At 63.3% G+C, this 13,901-nt stretch carries 14 protein-coding genes; 8 read left to right on the top strand and 6 right to left on the bottom strand.

The features are described from left to right. The first annotated feature begins 1 nt into the window (after position 1). Genes radA through HAD_RS08870 form a run of 5 tightly spaced genes read left to right on the top strand, consistent with a single transcriptional unit; the run spans position 2 to position 4,621 of the window. The gene (gene radA / locus HAD_RS08890; protein ID WP_035570584.1) at positions 2–1,384 is read left to right on the top strand and encodes a DNA repair protein RadA; all 1,383 of its coding nucleotides are present in this window, start codon (positions 2–4) and stop codon (positions 1,382–1,384) included. Continuing rightward, positions 1,377–1,922, top strand: coding sequence for a CvpA family protein (locus tag HAD_RS08885; protein WP_035570583.1), 546 nt, complete (start codon positions 1,377–1,379; stop codon positions 1,920–1,922). The genes radA and HAD_RS08885 overlap by 8 nt, the downstream gene beginning before the upstream one ends. 39 nt (positions 1,923–1,961) lie before the next feature. After that, complete coding sequence (gene purF / locus HAD_RS08880; protein WP_035570582.1) at positions 1,962–3,413, top strand: amidophosphoribosyltransferase; 1,452 nt, start codon at positions 1,962–1,964, stop codon at positions 3,411–3,413. A 21-nt stretch (positions 3,414–3,434) separates the two neighbouring features. Beyond that, positions 3,435–4,151: an SDR family NAD(P)-dependent oxidoreductase gene (locus HAD_RS08875; protein ID WP_035570581.1), complete on the top strand. Its 717-nt coding sequence runs from the start codon at positions 3,435–3,437 to the stop codon at positions 4,149–4,151. After that, positions 4,151–4,621: a GNAT family N-acetyltransferase gene (locus HAD_RS08870; protein ID WP_035570580.1), complete on the top strand. Its 471-nt coding sequence runs from the start codon at positions 4,151–4,153 to the stop codon at positions 4,619–4,621. The genes HAD_RS08875 and HAD_RS08870 overlap by 1 nt, the downstream gene beginning before the upstream one ends. Here HAD_RS08870 and HAD_RS08865 read toward each other — a convergent pair. Next, positions 4,605–5,315, bottom strand: a complete 711-nt coding sequence (locus HAD_RS08865; protein ID WP_035570579.1) for a helix-turn-helix transcriptional regulator — start codon at positions 5,313–5,315, stop codon at positions 4,605–4,607. The genes HAD_RS08870 and HAD_RS08865 overlap by 17 nt on opposite strands. 92 nt (positions 5,316–5,407) lie before the next feature. Here HAD_RS08865 and HAD_RS08860 point away from each other — a divergent pair, with 92 nt between their 5' ends. Further along, on the top strand, positions 5,408–6,148 hold the full coding sequence (locus tag HAD_RS08860) for a glutathione S-transferase family protein (protein WP_162177485.1): 741 nt from the start codon (positions 5,408–5,410) through the stop codon (positions 6,146–6,148). 42 nt (positions 6,149–6,190) lie between these two features. Here HAD_RS08860 and HAD_RS08855 read toward each other — a convergent pair whose 3' ends face one another. Continuing rightward, the gene (locus HAD_RS08855; protein WP_035570578.1) at positions 6,191–7,207 is read right to left on the bottom strand and encodes a 2'-deoxycytidine 5'-triphosphate deaminase; all 1,017 of its coding nucleotides are present in this window, start codon (positions 7,205–7,207) and stop codon (positions 6,191–6,193) included. A gap of 64 nt (positions 7,208–7,271) precedes the next feature. On the opposite strand from HAD_RS08855, the gene metZ reads away from it, so the two are divergent. Both metZ and apaG read left to right on the top strand, forming a co-directional pair. Continuing rightward, positions 7,272–8,474 (top strand): O-succinylhomoserine sulfhydrylase, encoded by a 1,203-nt coding sequence (gene metZ / locus HAD_RS08850; RefSeq protein WP_035570576.1) that lies wholly within the window; start codon positions 7,272–7,274, stop codon positions 8,472–8,474. Positions 8,475–8,498: 24 nt separating this feature from the next. Further along, positions 8,499–8,915, top strand: coding sequence for a Co2+/Mg2+ efflux protein ApaG (apaG, locus tag HAD_RS08845; protein WP_035570574.1), 417 nt, complete (start codon positions 8,499–8,501; stop codon positions 8,913–8,915). Between the two features lie 3 nt (positions 8,916–8,918). Here apaG and HAD_RS08840 read toward each other — a convergent pair whose 3' ends face one another. The 4 genes from HAD_RS08840 to HAD_RS08825 form a co-directional block, all read right to left on the bottom strand. Then, entirely contained in the window at positions 8,919–9,668 is a 750-nt protein-coding gene (locus HAD_RS08840) for a DsbA family protein (protein WP_051596059.1), read from the bottom strand. Between the two features lie 99 nt (positions 9,669–9,767). Next, a complete protein-coding gene (locus HAD_RS08835; RefSeq protein ID WP_051596058.1) occupies positions 9,768–11,171 on the bottom strand; it encodes a M48 family metalloprotease in 1,404 nt (467 codons plus the stop codon). A gap of 90 nt (positions 11,172–11,261) precedes the next feature. Then, positions 11,262–12,266: an ABC transporter ATP-binding protein gene (locus HAD_RS08830; protein WP_035570573.1), complete on the bottom strand. Its 1,005-nt coding sequence runs from the start codon at positions 12,264–12,266 to the stop codon at positions 11,262–11,264. Continuing rightward, the gene (locus HAD_RS08825; protein WP_241765332.1) at positions 12,259–13,896 is read right to left on the bottom strand and encodes an ABC transporter permease; all 1,638 of its coding nucleotides are present in this window, start codon (positions 13,894–13,896) and stop codon (positions 12,259–12,261) included. Before HAD_RS08825 ends, HAD_RS08830 begins: the two co-directional genes overlap by 8 nt. Between the last annotated feature and the right edge of the window lie 5 nt (positions 13,897–13,901).

Below are 13,901 nucleotides of genomic sequence, written 5' to 3'. Positions count from 1 at the left end.
TATGGCCAAAATCGCAACCACCGCCTTTGTCTGCCAGTCCTGCGGGGAAGTGCACTCCAAGTGGAGCGGCAAGTGCAATGGCTGCGGAGAGTGGAACACGCTGGTGGAAGAAGTCACCGGCGGCGTACCGGGCGGCCTTGCCGCGCCGAAGAAGGGGACGAAACGCTCCAGCAAGGTGGAATTCGTTGCGCTGAACGACACCGCCGAGGCGCCCGCCCGCATTGTGATGGGGGTCGACGAGCTCGACCGGGTATTCGGCGGCGGCATTGTGCCCTCCTCCGCAACGCTGATCGGCGGGGATCCCGGCATCGGCAAATCGACCCTGCTGCTGCAGGTCGCAGCGCGCCTTGCCCGCAATGGGTTGAAGACGGTTTATGTCTCCGGCGAGGAAGCCGCGCCACAGATTCAGGACCGCGCTAAGCGCCTCAAAGTGGCTGAAAGCCCTGTGCAGCTCGCGACGGAAACGGACTTACGCAAGATCATAACGGCCCTAAAAGCTGCCGAACCGGACTTTGTCGTGATCGACTCGATCCAGACGCTCTGGTCGGACAGCCTGGAGGCCGCCCCCGGCTCTGTCTCCCAGGTCCGCGCCTGCGCGCAGGAACTGACTCGCTGGGCCAAGAAGTCCGGCGCGGCTGTCGTCCTGGTTGGCCACGTCACCAAGGAAGGCAATATCGCCGGCCCCCGCGTGGTGGAGCATATGGTCGACGCCGTCTTCTATTTTGAAGGCGAGCGCGGCCACCAGTTCCGGATCCTGCGCGCGGTGAAAAACCGGTTCGGCCCGACAGACGAAATCGGCATTTTCGAAATGCACCAATATGGCCTCGCCCCCGCCAAGGAGCCCTCGGCCCTGTTCCTCAGTTCCGACGGGGAGAGCGAAGGCGGCGCCGCAGTCTTCGCCGCGATGGAAGGCTCCCGTCCCGTGCTGGCCGAAGTGCAGGCGCTCGTCGCCAAGAGCGCCTACGGCACGCCGCGGCGCAGCGTGGTCGGCTGGGATTCGAGCCGCCTCGCCATGCTGCTGGCCGTGCTGGAAGCGCGCTGCGGCATCACGCTGGCGGGGATGGATGTCTACCTCTCCGTCGCCGGGGGTTACAGAATCATGGAGCCTGCCGGAGACCTCTCGGCCGCCGCGGCCCTGCTCACGTCGCTATCCGCCAATCCTGCGCCGGAGCGCAGCGTCTTCTTCGGCGAAGTCGCCCTGTCCGGCGCCGTTCGCCCGGTCGCCCGGATGGAACAGCGCCTGAAGGAAGCCGAACGGCTCGGATTCGAGCGCGCATTCGTCCCGGAAGGCGCGCCGACCGCAGTGGATGGCTTGACCGTGACGCCGATTAAACGGCTTATCGACCTTGTGGAGTTGCTTGCCCCGGACGCACTGAATGCTTGAATCCATTACAGCTTTCGACGGAATCGCGCTGGCGGTTATTGTGATCTCAGGGATCATGGGGTTTGCCCGTGGATTTCTCAGGGAACTGGCCACGCTCGGCGCATTTATCGGCGCACTGGCCGCCGCCTATTACGCCCGCGTGTTCTTCCATGATGATCTTTCCGCCCTGTTGCCGCCAAACTTGGCGCCCTGGACGGCGGACGTGATTCTCCTGATCGTCGCCTTCATCATCGTTTATGTGCTGATTGCATGGATTGGGCAGCGACTTTCCAAAAACATCCATGGGGCCGAAGGCATCGGCATGTTCGACCATGTGGCCGGCGCCGTGTTCGGCGTGCTGCGTGGCTTCGTAGCCCTTGTTTTCTTTGTAGTCCTTCTGGGTCTCGTGCTCGAACAAAGCCGGATTCCAAGCTTCATTCAGAACGGAATGACCTATCCGCCACTGCGGAATCTGGCCGATTTTGTGAACATTGAAGCAGCCAAGGTGGGAAAAGAAGTGCAAGCCCCCCTTTCCTCTGAAGAGGAAAACGGGCAATAGGCCCTTGTCGCAAGTCTGTCATTCAGGAGCGCCTGTCGTATGGTCCACTTTGATCACGATGACGACAAGCCCCGCGAAGAGTGTGGCGTCTTCGGTATTTTCGGAAATCACGAAGCCAGCCTTCTCACCGCGCTCGGCCTGCACGCATTGCAGCACCGCGGACAGGAAGCCTGCGGAATTACCTCATTCGACGGCAAGCGTTTCCCCTCCGAACGCCATATGGGCATGGTGGGCGAACATTTCGGCGGCGACCTTCGCGCGCGCCTGCCGGGCCATGCCGCGATCGGCCACAACCGGTATTCGACGCAGGGCCGGCCGATGCTTCGCAACATCCAGCCGATCTTTGCCGACCTTGCCGGCGGCGGCTTTGCCATGGCGCACAATGGCAATCTGACCAATGCCCGCGAACTGCGCCACCAGCTGGTGCAGGACGGCTCGATTTTCCAGTCGACCATGGACACCGAGGTGATCCTTCATCTCGTTGCCCGGTCCAGCCGCCCCCGTTTCCTTGAGCGCCTGATCGACGCGCTGCAGAAGGTCGAAGGCGGTTACGCCCTGGTCGGCCTGACCGGCAAGAAACTGGTCGGTGCGCGTGACCCGGTGGGCCTTCGCCCGCTGGTTCTCGGACGCCTTGGCGATGCCTATGTGCTCGCGTCGGAAACCTGCGCGCTGGACATTATCGGCGCCGAATTCGTGCGCGAAGTGGAAAATGGCGAAGTCGTCGTCATTTCCGACAAGGGGATCGAATCCCATCGCTTCGCCCAGGCCCGTCCGGCCAGTCCCTGTATCTTCGAATATGTCTACTTTGCGCGCCCTGACAGTATCGTTCAGGGCCGCTCTGTTTATGAAGTGCGCCGCCGCATGGGCCACCAGCTGGCCGCCGAAACCCCGTGCGACGCGGATGTCATCGTGCCGGTGCCGGATTCCGGCGTGCCGGCCGCACTCGGCTTCTCCGAAGCGTCCGGCATCCCCTTCCAGATGGGCATTATCCGGAACCATTATGTGGGCCGGACCTTCATCCAGCCGACCCAGACCGGCCGCCAGAGCGCGATCTCCAAGAAACACAGCCCGAACAAGGCCGTGCTGGAAGGCAAGCGCGTCGTGCTGGTGGATGACTCCATCGTCCGCGGCAACACGTCGAAAAAGATTGTCCAGATGGTCAAGGAGGCCGGCGCCAAGGAAATCCATTTCCGCTCCGCCAGCCCGCCGATCATCAACCCGGATTTCTACGGGATCGACATGGCCGCGAAGTCCGAACTGTTCGCCGCAATCCACACCCATGAGGAAATGGTGCGTGAGCTGAAGGTAAACTCACTTGGCTTCCTGTCGGTTCCCGGCCTCTACAGTGCGATTGGCGAACCGGTGCGCAACAACATGATGCCGCAGTTCGCAGACCACTGCTTCACGGGCGAATACCCGACTCCGCTGGTCGATTACGAGCATGACGAGAGCGACAAGGAGCGTCAGCTCTCCCTGCTGGACGACGCGTAAGCCCTGCGCTAGACGCGCTGCATGACTCAGCCCCGTCTCATCCTCGTTACCGGCGCCTCGCGCGGCATTGGCCGGTCCGCCGCCCTGCACCTTGCCCGGCAGGGTGACGTCGTCATCGCCATTGCCCGCTCAAAACTCGCGCTCGAAAAGCTCGACGACGAGATCCGCGCCATCGGCAGCGAAGCTGTTCTGGTGCCGATGGACCTGAAAGACACCAAAGGTATCGAAACACTGGGCAAGGTGATCGGCGAAAAGTTCGGACGTCTCGACGGGCTGGTTGCGAATGCCGGCATTCTCGGCACGCTGGGCCCGCTGGAGACCTGCGGCCCGCGCAGTTTCGAGGAAACCATTGCGGTGAACCTGACAGCGAATTTCCACCTGATCCGCGCGCTCGGCCCATGGCTGCACAAGTCCGATGCCCCGCGCACCGTGTTCGTCACCTCCGGCGTAGCGCGCCATCCGCGTGCATTCTGGGGCCCCTACCAGGCCGCAAAGGCCGGGCTGGAAGCCATGGTACTCGGCTGGGCCGATGAACAGGAAAACCTGTCCCTGCGCGCAAACCTCTTCAATCCCGGCGGCACCCGTACCGCGATGCGCGCCGATGCGATGCCGGGCGAAGATCCGATGAGCATTCCGTCCGCAGATGATGTGGCCGCCGAACTGGTCAAACTGGTCAGCAAGGACGAGACCCGGACGGGCCAGTTGATCAACTACCGTGAAGTCGCTGCCGCGCATTGATGTCTGCCACACCGGCCATCCGGTCCGCGACCCGCGAAGACCTGCCGCTCCTGAAGGATTTCGAACAGGGCATCATCACGGCTGAACGTCCCTATGACCATACGCTGAAACCAGACCCGATCAGCTATTATGATATCGGAGAGCTGATCGATTCCGATGATGCGGAGGTCGCGGTCGTCGAGATTGACGGCGAAATCGTCGCCTCCGGCTATGCTCACAGGCAGCGTTCGAAGCACTATATCCAGCACGAATACCACGCCTTCCTGGGCTTCATGTTCGTCCGCCCGGAGTTTCGCGGGCGTGGCCTGAACAAGCTGCTGATCGATTATCTCACCGGCTGGGCAAAGGCGAACGGCCTCAGCGAGATCCGCCTGACGGTCTACTCGACCAATGCGCCGGCGATCCGCGCCTATGAGAAGGCCGGCTTCGCGCCCTACATCACCGAGATGCGCGTCAATCTGGACGAGTAGCCTTGCGGCAACGTTCCGCTTCGCGCACCGCCTCCCAGCGTTTGCGCAGGCGCGCCACCCGTTCGGGAAAGCGCGCATCCAGCATGTCGATCTGCTTCACCCGGTCAGTGCGGAAGTGGCGGAAGCCATCGCGCAGCTCGCACCAGGCGCACATCATGCGGATATGATCCGCATAGACGATCAGGAAGGGCCACACGGTGCGGCGGGTGATGTTTCCTGCTTCGTCGGCATAACCGAGATCCAGCTTCTTCTGTGTCCGGATGGCTTCACGCACAAGCGCCACATCAAAGGAATCCTCCGGGCGTTTCCGGAAGCTGACCGGAACGAGCCCTGAATCCATGATGACGGGCTGCAGGTCCAGCGGCACCGCCGTGGACAATTTCGCAATCAGGTCTTCCGCCCCGCGCACCAGCCGGGCATCCCCGCGCGCTGCCACCCAGCGTGCGCCCAGCACGGCAGCCTCCAGTTCGTCCGTCGTCAGCATAAGCGGCGGCATGTCGTATCCGGCATCCAGCACATAGCCGGTACCTGCCTCCCCGCGGATCGGCACGCGCTGCGCGATCAGTTCGGCCATGTCGCGGTAAAGCGTGCGCAGGCTGGTCTCCAGCTCCTCTGCCAGTTCGCGCCCCGTCACCGGACGGTTCTTCCGACGCAGGATCTGGATGATCTGGAAAAGTCTCTCGGTGCGTCTCATGAAATGGACCCTACTGCCACGCTACTGACACCATGCTGTCAGCAGCCCCCCGCTATCAAGCCCTCATCGCAACCCGAACCAGGAGAAAGACGATGATCACGCTTTACGGATGGGGGCCCATGTTCGACTGCCCCTCGCCCAGCCCCTTTGTCATGAAGGCCGACATCCAGCTGCAGATGCTGGGCGTCGATTTCACCCGCGCCATTGCCGATCTTGATGCCGTGCCAAAGCACAAGGCGCCTTATGTCATTGATGATGGCCAACTGATCGAAGACAGCAATTTCATCCGCATCCACTTCGAGACCAAGCTCGGCAAGGGCCTCTATGATGGCTTCAGCGGCAAGGACATCGCCCTCAGCTGGGCACTGGAACGCATGGCGGAAGGCCAGCTGGCGAAGATCATGGCTTATGAGCGCTGGATGAAGGACGACAATTTCAACAAGGGCCCGGCCCAGTTCTTCATTGATGTTCCCGCCCCGGCTCGCCCGGTGGTGTTGAAGGAAGTCCGCGAGGGCGTCGCAGCATCTCACATGGGGGAAGGCACAGGCCGCTTTACCGAAGCCGAACGCATGCAACTGGCCGACTGGGACATCGGCGCGATCGCCCTGCAGCTTGGCGAGCAGGATTACCTGCTAGGCGAAGCGCCCACCTGCGCCGATGCTGCTGTTGCGGCGGTGCTGATCGCCTGCGCGACGGAATTTTTCGACACGCCGCTCAGCGGTCTCGTCCACAAGCACCCGAATCTTGTGGCCTATATCGACCGGATGAAGGCGCGCTACTTCGCCCATGCGGCATGGCCAGCCTGGCCGGCCGCGATGACTGAACCTGCCTGATCACATTCCGGGGCGGGCGGCACAGCGCTGCCCGCCACCGCATCACAACCGGAAATGCTTCGACAGTTTCAGGCCCTGTCCCTGATAGTTTGAGCCTTTGCCGCCATAGAGCGCAGCGGGTTTGGCCAGCATCGGTTCATAGACCAGCTTCGCCACCGGCTGGCCGTGTTCAAGGATGAACGGTACATCGCGCGAGCGGACTTCCAGCACAGCGCGGCTGCCGCCCGTATTGGTGCCGAAGCCCGGATCGAAGAAGCCGGCATAATGGGCACGGAACTCGCCCAGCTCCGGTGCGATGGGCGCCATTTCCGCGGCCTCGTTCGGCGCGACTTTCACGGTCTCGCGTGAGACGAGAATATAGAACTCTTCCGGGTTCAGCACGATCCGCCCGTCGCGCGGGTAGACCGGCTCCCAGAACTGGGATGCGTCATGCGCGCCGATCCCGCGCAGGTCCACGACACCGGAATGCTGCTTGGCACGATATCCCGCCGGCTGGCACGCTTCAGGCTCCAGGTCGATGGAAACGACCTTCTCTTTCAGCGCCTCAGGCTTCTTCTTCTTGAACCGGATCTGCGCAAGGCGGTCGCCGGGGCGCACCATGATCGGAAAGGTCCGCGGCGACACTTCAAGATAAAGCGGGCCGGAATACCCCGTCGGCACTTCGTCGAAGGCACGGGAGCGATTGGTCACCAGACGGGTGAACACATCGATCCGGCCGGTCGAGCTTTTCGGGTTGGCCCGCGCGGCGATACCGGCTGGCAGGCGAAGGTGTTCCTGCAACGGCACGAGATAGACACAGCCCGTTTCCAGCACCGCGCCTTCTTGCGTGAGATCGATTCGGTGCAGGTGAATGCCCGGCTCCTGCAGCATCTCGGCGACAGTGCGTTCCTTGCCCGGCAGGAAGCTCGCCCGCAGGCGATAAGCATCCTCGGCAAAGCGCAGGTCGAGGCTGGCCGGCTGGACCTGTCCCTCGTCCAGCGGCGTGTCAGTCCGGATCGCGCCGGAAGCCACCAGCGCCTCGATTTCCCGGTCGGGAAGAACACCTGTATCCTGTGCCATCTCTTGCACCCCTCGCCTTCTCAGGCATAAGGGCCAGACGCGGAAACACAAGGAAATAGCTGCCATGGCAGACGCATCGGGCGGAGACGCCAAAAAAGGTTGGAAACCTGCCACCAAAGCGGTGCGCGGCGGCCTCATGCGTTCCGAACATGGGGAGATCGCCGAAGCCCTCTACCTGACCTCCGGCTATGCCTATGACAGCGCCGAACAGGCGATGCGGCGCATGGCAGGGGAAGAGCCGGGCTTCGTCTATTCCCGCTATGGCAGCCCCACCTGCGAGATGCTGCAGCAACGCCTCGCGCTGATCGAAGGCGCGGAAACCTGCCGTGTCACCGGTTCAGGCATGGGCGCGATTTCCTCGGCCATCATGGCCCCCCTGAAAACGGGCGACCGGGTTGTGGCCGCCAAGGCCCTGTTCGGCTCCTGCCGCTGGATCATTGCCAACCAGATGCCGAAATACGGCATTGAAACCGTCTTCGTCGATGGCGCCGACATGGAGGCCTGGGAACGCGAGATCGCCAAGGGCTGCCAGCTGGTTCTGATCGAGAGTCCCGCCAATCCGCTGCTAGACGGTGTGGACGTTGCCGCTGTGTCGGACCTCTGCCGCAAGGCCGGCGCCCTGCTGGTGGTCGACAATGTGTTCGCCACGCCGATCCTGCAGAAGCCGCTGGAACTCGGCGCCGACGTCGTCGTCTATTCCGCGACCAAGCATATGGATGGCCAGGGCCGCGTCATGGCCGGGGCGATTCTGTGTGACGAAGCACGGATGACCGAAATCTACGACCCCTGGCTGCGCCATATGGGCCCGGCGGCATCGCCGTTTAACGCCTGGGTCGTGCTCAAGGGCCTGGAAACCCTGAAACTGCGCGTCGAAGAGCAAAGCCGCAGTGCCGCACGCCTCGCCGACGCCATCGCCGACCATCCCGCCATTGCCGCCGTGCGCTACCCGCACCGCAAGGACCATCCGCATTACGAAGTCCACAAGAAGCAGATGCGCATGGGCGGCACGATGATGGCCCTGTCGGTGAAAGGCGGCCAGGAATCGGCCTTCCGTTTCCTCAATGCGCTGGAGCTGGTCGATATCTGCAACAATCTCGGCGACACCAAATCGCTGGCCTGCCACCCATCGACCACGACGCACCGCGCCCTCAGCGATGAGGAACAGGCAACGATGGGACTCGACCGCTCCTGGATCCGCTTTTCGGTTGGTCTGGAAGATGCCGACGACCTTGAAGCGGACCTGATTCAGGCTCTTAACAAGGCGTAAACAAACAGCGGGCAATTTCATCGAATGGCTCGAAGGTCGCCCCCACCCCAGTACGAACACGTCACTGACGGAGTGCGCATCCGCGTGCGCCCGAAATTCATGTATGACGAGTCCGAACCGGCGGCCGGCCGCTTCATGTGGTCCTATACAGTCGACGTGGAAAACGAGAGCGATCACACCTGGACCATCATCCGGCGCCACTGGGAAATCGTCGATGCGATGGGCCGGTTGCAGGAGGTCGACGGCGAGGGTGTGATCGGACAGACGCCGACCATCGGCCCCGGCGAACGGTTCAGCTACACGTCCGGCGCGCCGCTGTCGGCCCCGTCCGGCATGATGCGCGGCACCTATGACCTGGTGGATGATGAAGGCGGCGAACTGGTTGCCCTGATCCCCGCCTTCTCGCTCGACAGTCCCTACGACACGTCGAAGCCGATCTGACGGCTAGCCTTTCAGGGCGTCCCGGATGGCGTTCTTGACGCCTTGCTCATCCGCCCCGCCGATGGCCGTATCACCGATATAGAAGCCCGGCGTACCGTCCAGATTCAGCGCGTGCCCCAGCCGCTGCATGTCGTCGAGCTGCTTCTTCAGCGCCACCGACTGCATGTCTGCGCGCATCTTGCGGACATCGACGCCGATGTCTTCGGCAATTTCGTCGATCTTCTTCTCGGTCAGCGCATCATTCGACTTCAGCTGCATCAGGGCGGCATGCATGTCGTAATACTTGTCCTGCTTGCCGGCCGCGAGCGCCGCAAGCGCCGCCGTCTCACTGATGCCACCGAAGATCGGATATTCCTTGAAGACGACCCGCACCTTGTTGTCGAACTCCTCCGGCAGCGCCTGCACGAAAGACAGGGAGCGTTTGCAGTAGCCACAACGGTAATCGAAAAATTCCACCACCGTTACCGGTGCGTCGGCCGGACCGATGAAGTGATCTGTATCAAGATTGTACAGCTGGTCCTTGTTTTGGCTGATCGCTGCCTTGGCCGCCTTTGCGGCATCCGCCCGGTCGCGGGCGTTGAGGGCGATGATCGCCTCCTCAATCACTTCCGGGTGGGTCACGATATATTCGTGAATGACCGTCTCTAGCTCGGCCCGGTCCATGCTGACGGGAGTCTTGCCGCTTTCGGCACAGGCGGGAGTCATGGCAACCGTAGCGACAGCGGCGGCTGCAAGCAGGGGGCGGATCATCATCAATACCTTTCCAGGCCCATCAGGGGCTGTTTCGATTCAGCGGGACTATACCGGCACGGGCACGCCCGTCCATCAGTCCTGACAGAAAGTTGAACGGATTCAGTGCTCACCAGCAGTAATGGAGAACTGGCTCACGCCGCGCCGGGAGACGCGGCGATAGAAATCGCGATTGTCCGGATTGTTCGGGTCGGTGATCAGCAGGATGTCGTCGGCCCGGCGGTAGTCCACCGTATTGCGCTCCAGCTGTTCGCGGGCCCGGTGCGCGAAAATGTTGGCACGTTGCAGGTCTCCGACGGCATAGGCGGACTCAGCCGTTGCCAGCTGGGCTTCCGCGCGGCGGCCCTGCTTCTCCAGCGTGATGGCCAGCTGTTGCCAGGCAAACGCATTGTTGGGTTCGGCGATCAGGGCGTCGCGAAGGGCGGATTCGGCCGTTTCCACATCGCCCGGCTCATCCCGGCTGTTGAGAGACCGGGCATAATTGATCAGGAGCAGCGGCTGCCCGGGCTTCAGTTCCAGCGATTTGCGATGCGGTTCCACCGACTCGGCGGCTCGCCCGCCTTCGAACAGGATCTGGCCTTTCAGCTCCCAGAAATAGGGATTGTCCGGCTCATCCACGAGCAGCGAATTGATCCCGTCCAGGGCCACTTGCATATCGGACGCCTGCATGGCGGCGATGGAGCGGGCATAGCGGGCAGGCTCGCTCTGGTCGCTGTCGGGATACTCCCGGCGCACCTTGCCGGCCGTATCGAGGAAACCGATTAGCTTGGCACGCATCATTTCGTACTGGTGTTGCGCCCGGTCTGTAGGCGGAACATCCCGCGTCGGGGATTCATTGGCCAGCATCCGCACATTGCGGATCCGGTCGGACGCCAGCGGGTGAGACCGGAAATACGGATAGCGCCGCGCCTGCGAAAGCACTTCCTGCGCACGGAACTTCTCGAAGAACTCCACAATGCCTTCCGGCGACTGGCCAAGCTCGGTCAGGTACGACACAGCTGCGGTATCCGCCATCGCTTCTTCGGAGCGGGTATGGACGAAGAAGTTGAGGGCCGCGAATTGCTGCGAAGATCCGATCAGCGCAGCGCCGGCTCCGCCCTCCCCGGCCGCAATGGCCAGGATGCCGAGACCGATGGAGATCAGCGCCGGGCGCGAGGCGACCCCCGCCGCACGGGCACGGGTGACCGTGTGGCCACAGGCGATGTGGCAGGTTTCGTGCGCCAGCACGCCCTTGATCTGTCCGGGCGAGTCCGCCGCAATGATCAGGCCGGTATGGATATGGATATTCTGGCCATTGGCCACGAAGGCGTTCAGCGACGGATCGTTGATGACGTAAAGGCCGACATCCTTCGGATTGAGGCCCGCCACATCGAGGATCGGATCGGTCCATTCGCGCAGGGTCTCTTCAATCTCGGCATCCCGGATCAGGCTCTGCGCCGAAGCCGACACAGCCACGGTCAGCGAGACTGCCGCCATTGCGATATATCGCAGGAAAGTACGGGCCATGCGGGTCCTGTCTCCGTTTCCGCCAATGCCTTTGAATCTACGGGCCTGAGCCAGCAATTGCGAGGGGGAAGCTACAGGATAACAGAAATGTCAGGCTTTGGCTGAGCAGAAGATGAACGAAAGCGCCGGATCAAGCCGGATTCCGGCCTCATCGCCCGCTTTCGGGGCCTCGTGCCGCGGCACCAGCGCCACCAGACGCTGCCCGCCGAGGTCCAGAACCAGCCGGTTCATCGCGCCCGTCACCTGACTGGCCAGCACCTTCGCGCGCACCTTTGACCCGGGATCGAGGCAAATTCCCTCCGGGCGTACGACCAGTTCCGTTCCCGGTGCCACATCCGCCAGCCCTGCCGGCACACCTGCCGCTGCCAACCGGTTCACCGGGCCGAGCGAAGCGGCCACGTCGGCGCTGACAGGGTTCAGGTACACTTCGGCCGCCGGACCTTCCTGACGCACCTTGCCGCCACGCATGATGGCGACATGATCTGCCGCCTCCAGCGCCTCGACCGGGTCATGTGTGACCAGAAGGGCCGGAATACCGGCTGCCCGGACGGCCTCCAGTGCCTCGTCGCGCACGCTGGCGCGCAAGGCGGGGTCGAGACCGGAGAACGGTTCGTCCATCAGGATGGCCGCCGGCTTTGGCGCCAGTGCTCGGGCGATGGCAACACGCTGCTGCTCCCCGCCCGACAATTCATGCGGATATGCATCTGCCCGCTCGGTCAGACCCAACCGGCCCAGCCAGGCCAGCGCCTCGGCCTTTGCCGCCTCCTTGCCCAGTGGCTTCAGACCGAACGCAACGTTCTGCAGCGCTGTCAGGTGCGGAAAGAGCGCAAAGTCCTGAAAGATCAGTCCGATATGGCGCTTGTCCGGCGGAAGGGTCGTTTTCGTCGAGGACAAGACGCGGCCGCCCAGGCGGATTTCACCTTCGTCCACCGGTTCCAGCCCCGCGAAAAGGCGCAACAGGGTCGATTTGCCAGCCCCAGACCCGCCCAGCAGCGCGGTAACCCTGCCGGGCTTCAGGTCTAGCGATACGGCATCGACCACACGCACGCCGTGATAAGCGCGGCTCACTCCAATGGCGGACAGGCTGTCACTCATGCGTGTGCTCACCGGGCCGCGAATGAGACAGGCGCCATGACAACAGGATCACGGGGACAAGCCCCGCCACCGTGATCAGCAGTGCCGGCAAGGCTGCGGCCGCAAGCCGTTCGTCAGAGGCATAGGCATTGGCGCGCACTGCCAGAGTATCCCAGCTGAACGGACGCAGCATCAGCGTCGCCGGCAATTCCTTGAGGCATTCGACAAACAGGATCAGTGCCCCGGCGCTCGCCCCGGACAGCGCGATCGGCAGGTCCACCTCCCGCGCCCGGCGCAGCGGCGAGGCCCCAAGGCTTTCGGCGGCATGTCCAAGAGATGCAGGGGCGCGGGCCAGCGCCGCCACCATCGGCTCGGCCCCGGTTGTCGTGAACCGGCTGGCATAGACCCAGGCCAATGCCAGTACCGGCACAATCCCTGTCAGCGTCAAACCCAGCCCTCCCAGAACGACCAGCGCGCCCAGCGCCAGCACGGCCCCCGGAATGGCATAGGCAGACGATGCCGTCAGCCGCGCAAAGGCAGCCGCCGGGCCTTTCCCGCGTCCTGCCAGCGCGATCACCAGCGCCAGCACGAACCCGAAGGCGGCGCCGGCGCCCGCCAGGATCAGCGTATTCTTCAGGGCTTCCCCAACCGGGGCAACATATTCCCGCGCCTCAAGGGCCCGCCACAGGAGGCGGGAAACAGGCACAAGAAAACCGATGGAAAAGCCGACGAGGCAAAACATGGCGGCGCCAAAGGCCGGCAAGCCGGCCAGTTTCGTCCGTGAAACGGCGCGCCAGCGGGTGGAGCTTTGCTGGCTGCCCGCCCGTCCCCGGCTCCATCGCTCGGCCAGCAACAGGCCGACGACCAGAACCAGGAGGATCACGGCGAGGCGCGCCGCCGCGGCTGGCTCTCCGAAACTCTTCCAGGCGCGCACAATGCCGAAGGTCAGCGTCGGCACGCCGAGGTATTCCGCCGCGCCGTAGTCCGCCGCCGTTTCCATCAAGGCCAGCGCGAGCCCCGCGGCAATCGCTGGGCGGGCCGATGGCAACACCACACTCCAGAAGCTGCGCAACGGTGAAGCCCCAAGACTGCGGGCGGCTTCGAGCGCACAAATGGATTGGGAGACAAAGGCCGTCCGCGCGGTGAGGTAGACATAAGGGTAAAGACCGCTGGCCAGCACGAAGGCGAGGCCCGGCATGGAGCGCATCGACGGGAACCAATAATCCCGCGCCGACCAGCCTGTCATGTCACGCAGGGCCGACTGGATCGGTCCGCCGACGCCCATCAGGTCTCCCCAGGCATAGGCCAGCACATAGCCAGGCGCCGCCAGTGGCAGGATCAGCAGCCATTCGAAGACAGGCCGCCCCGGAAAGTCATGCATCGTCACCAGCCAGGCAGCGGGTACGGCAAACACCAGCATGAAGAAGGCCGCCATGGACAGTGTGCCCAGCGTGCCGCCCAGATACGACACCATCAGCGTGTCGCGGATATGTTGCCAGGCTTCCCCACCGCCCATGAACAGAGCGGCCACCAGCACGGAGATAACGGGCACAGCAATGATGACGCCCGCAAGCAAAGCCGGCGCGTCAGCGGGCCGGAAGCTCAGGCGCTTCGGGATGAACATCCGCGCAGGAAGGGGAAGACCGGCCAAGCGCG

Source organism: Hyphomonas adhaerens MHS-3 (assembly GCF_000685235.1).
In the GTDB taxonomy this organism is placed as follows: domain Bacteria; phylum Pseudomonadota; class Alphaproteobacteria; order Caulobacterales; family Hyphomonadaceae; genus Hyphomonas; species Hyphomonas adhaerens.
This window is presented reverse-complemented; position numbering and strand designations above follow the sequence as displayed.

Coding starts and splice junctions, on each gene's coding strand:
- radA (WP_035570584.1), top strand. CDS start 2: ATGGCCAAAATCGCAACCACCGCCTTTGTCTGCCAGTCCTGCGGGGAA.
- HAD_RS08885 (WP_035570583.1), top strand. CDS start 1,377: ATGCTTGAATCCATTACAGCTTTCGACGGAATCGCGCTGGCGGTTATT.
- purF (WP_035570582.1), top strand. CDS start 1,962: ATGGTCCACTTTGATCACGATGACGACAAGCCCCGCGAAGAGTGTGGC.
- HAD_RS08875 (WP_035570581.1), top strand. CDS start 3,435: ATGACTCAGCCCCGTCTCATCCTCGTTACCGGCGCCTCGCGCGGCATT.
- HAD_RS08870 (WP_035570580.1), top strand. CDS start 4,151: ATGTCTGCCACACCGGCCATCCGGTCCGCGACCCGCGAAGACCTGCCG.
- HAD_RS08865 (WP_035570579.1), bottom strand. CDS start 5,315: ATGAGACGCACCGAGAGACTTTTCCAGATCATCCAGATCCTGCGTCGG.
- HAD_RS08860 (WP_162177485.1), top strand. CDS start 5,408: ATGATCACGCTTTACGGATGGGGGCCCATGTTCGACTGCCCCTCGCCC.
- HAD_RS08855 (WP_035570578.1), bottom strand. CDS start 7,207: ATGGCACAGGATACAGGTGTTCTTCCCGACCGGGAAATCGAGGCGCTG.
- metZ (WP_035570576.1), top strand. CDS start 7,272: ATGGCAGACGCATCGGGCGGAGACGCCAAAAAAGGTTGGAAACCTGCC.
- apaG (WP_035570574.1), top strand. CDS start 8,499: ATGGCTCGAAGGTCGCCCCCACCCCAGTACGAACACGTCACTGACGGA.
- HAD_RS08840 (WP_051596059.1), bottom strand. CDS start 9,668: ATGATGATCCGCCCCCTGCTTGCAGCCGCCGCTGTCGCTACGGTTGCC.
- HAD_RS08835 (WP_051596058.1), bottom strand. CDS start 11,171: ATGGCCCGTACTTTCCTGCGATATATCGCAATGGCGGCAGTCTCGCTG.
- HAD_RS08830 (WP_035570573.1), bottom strand. CDS start 12,266: ATGAGTGACAGCCTGTCCGCCATTGGAGTGAGCCGCGCTTATCACGGC.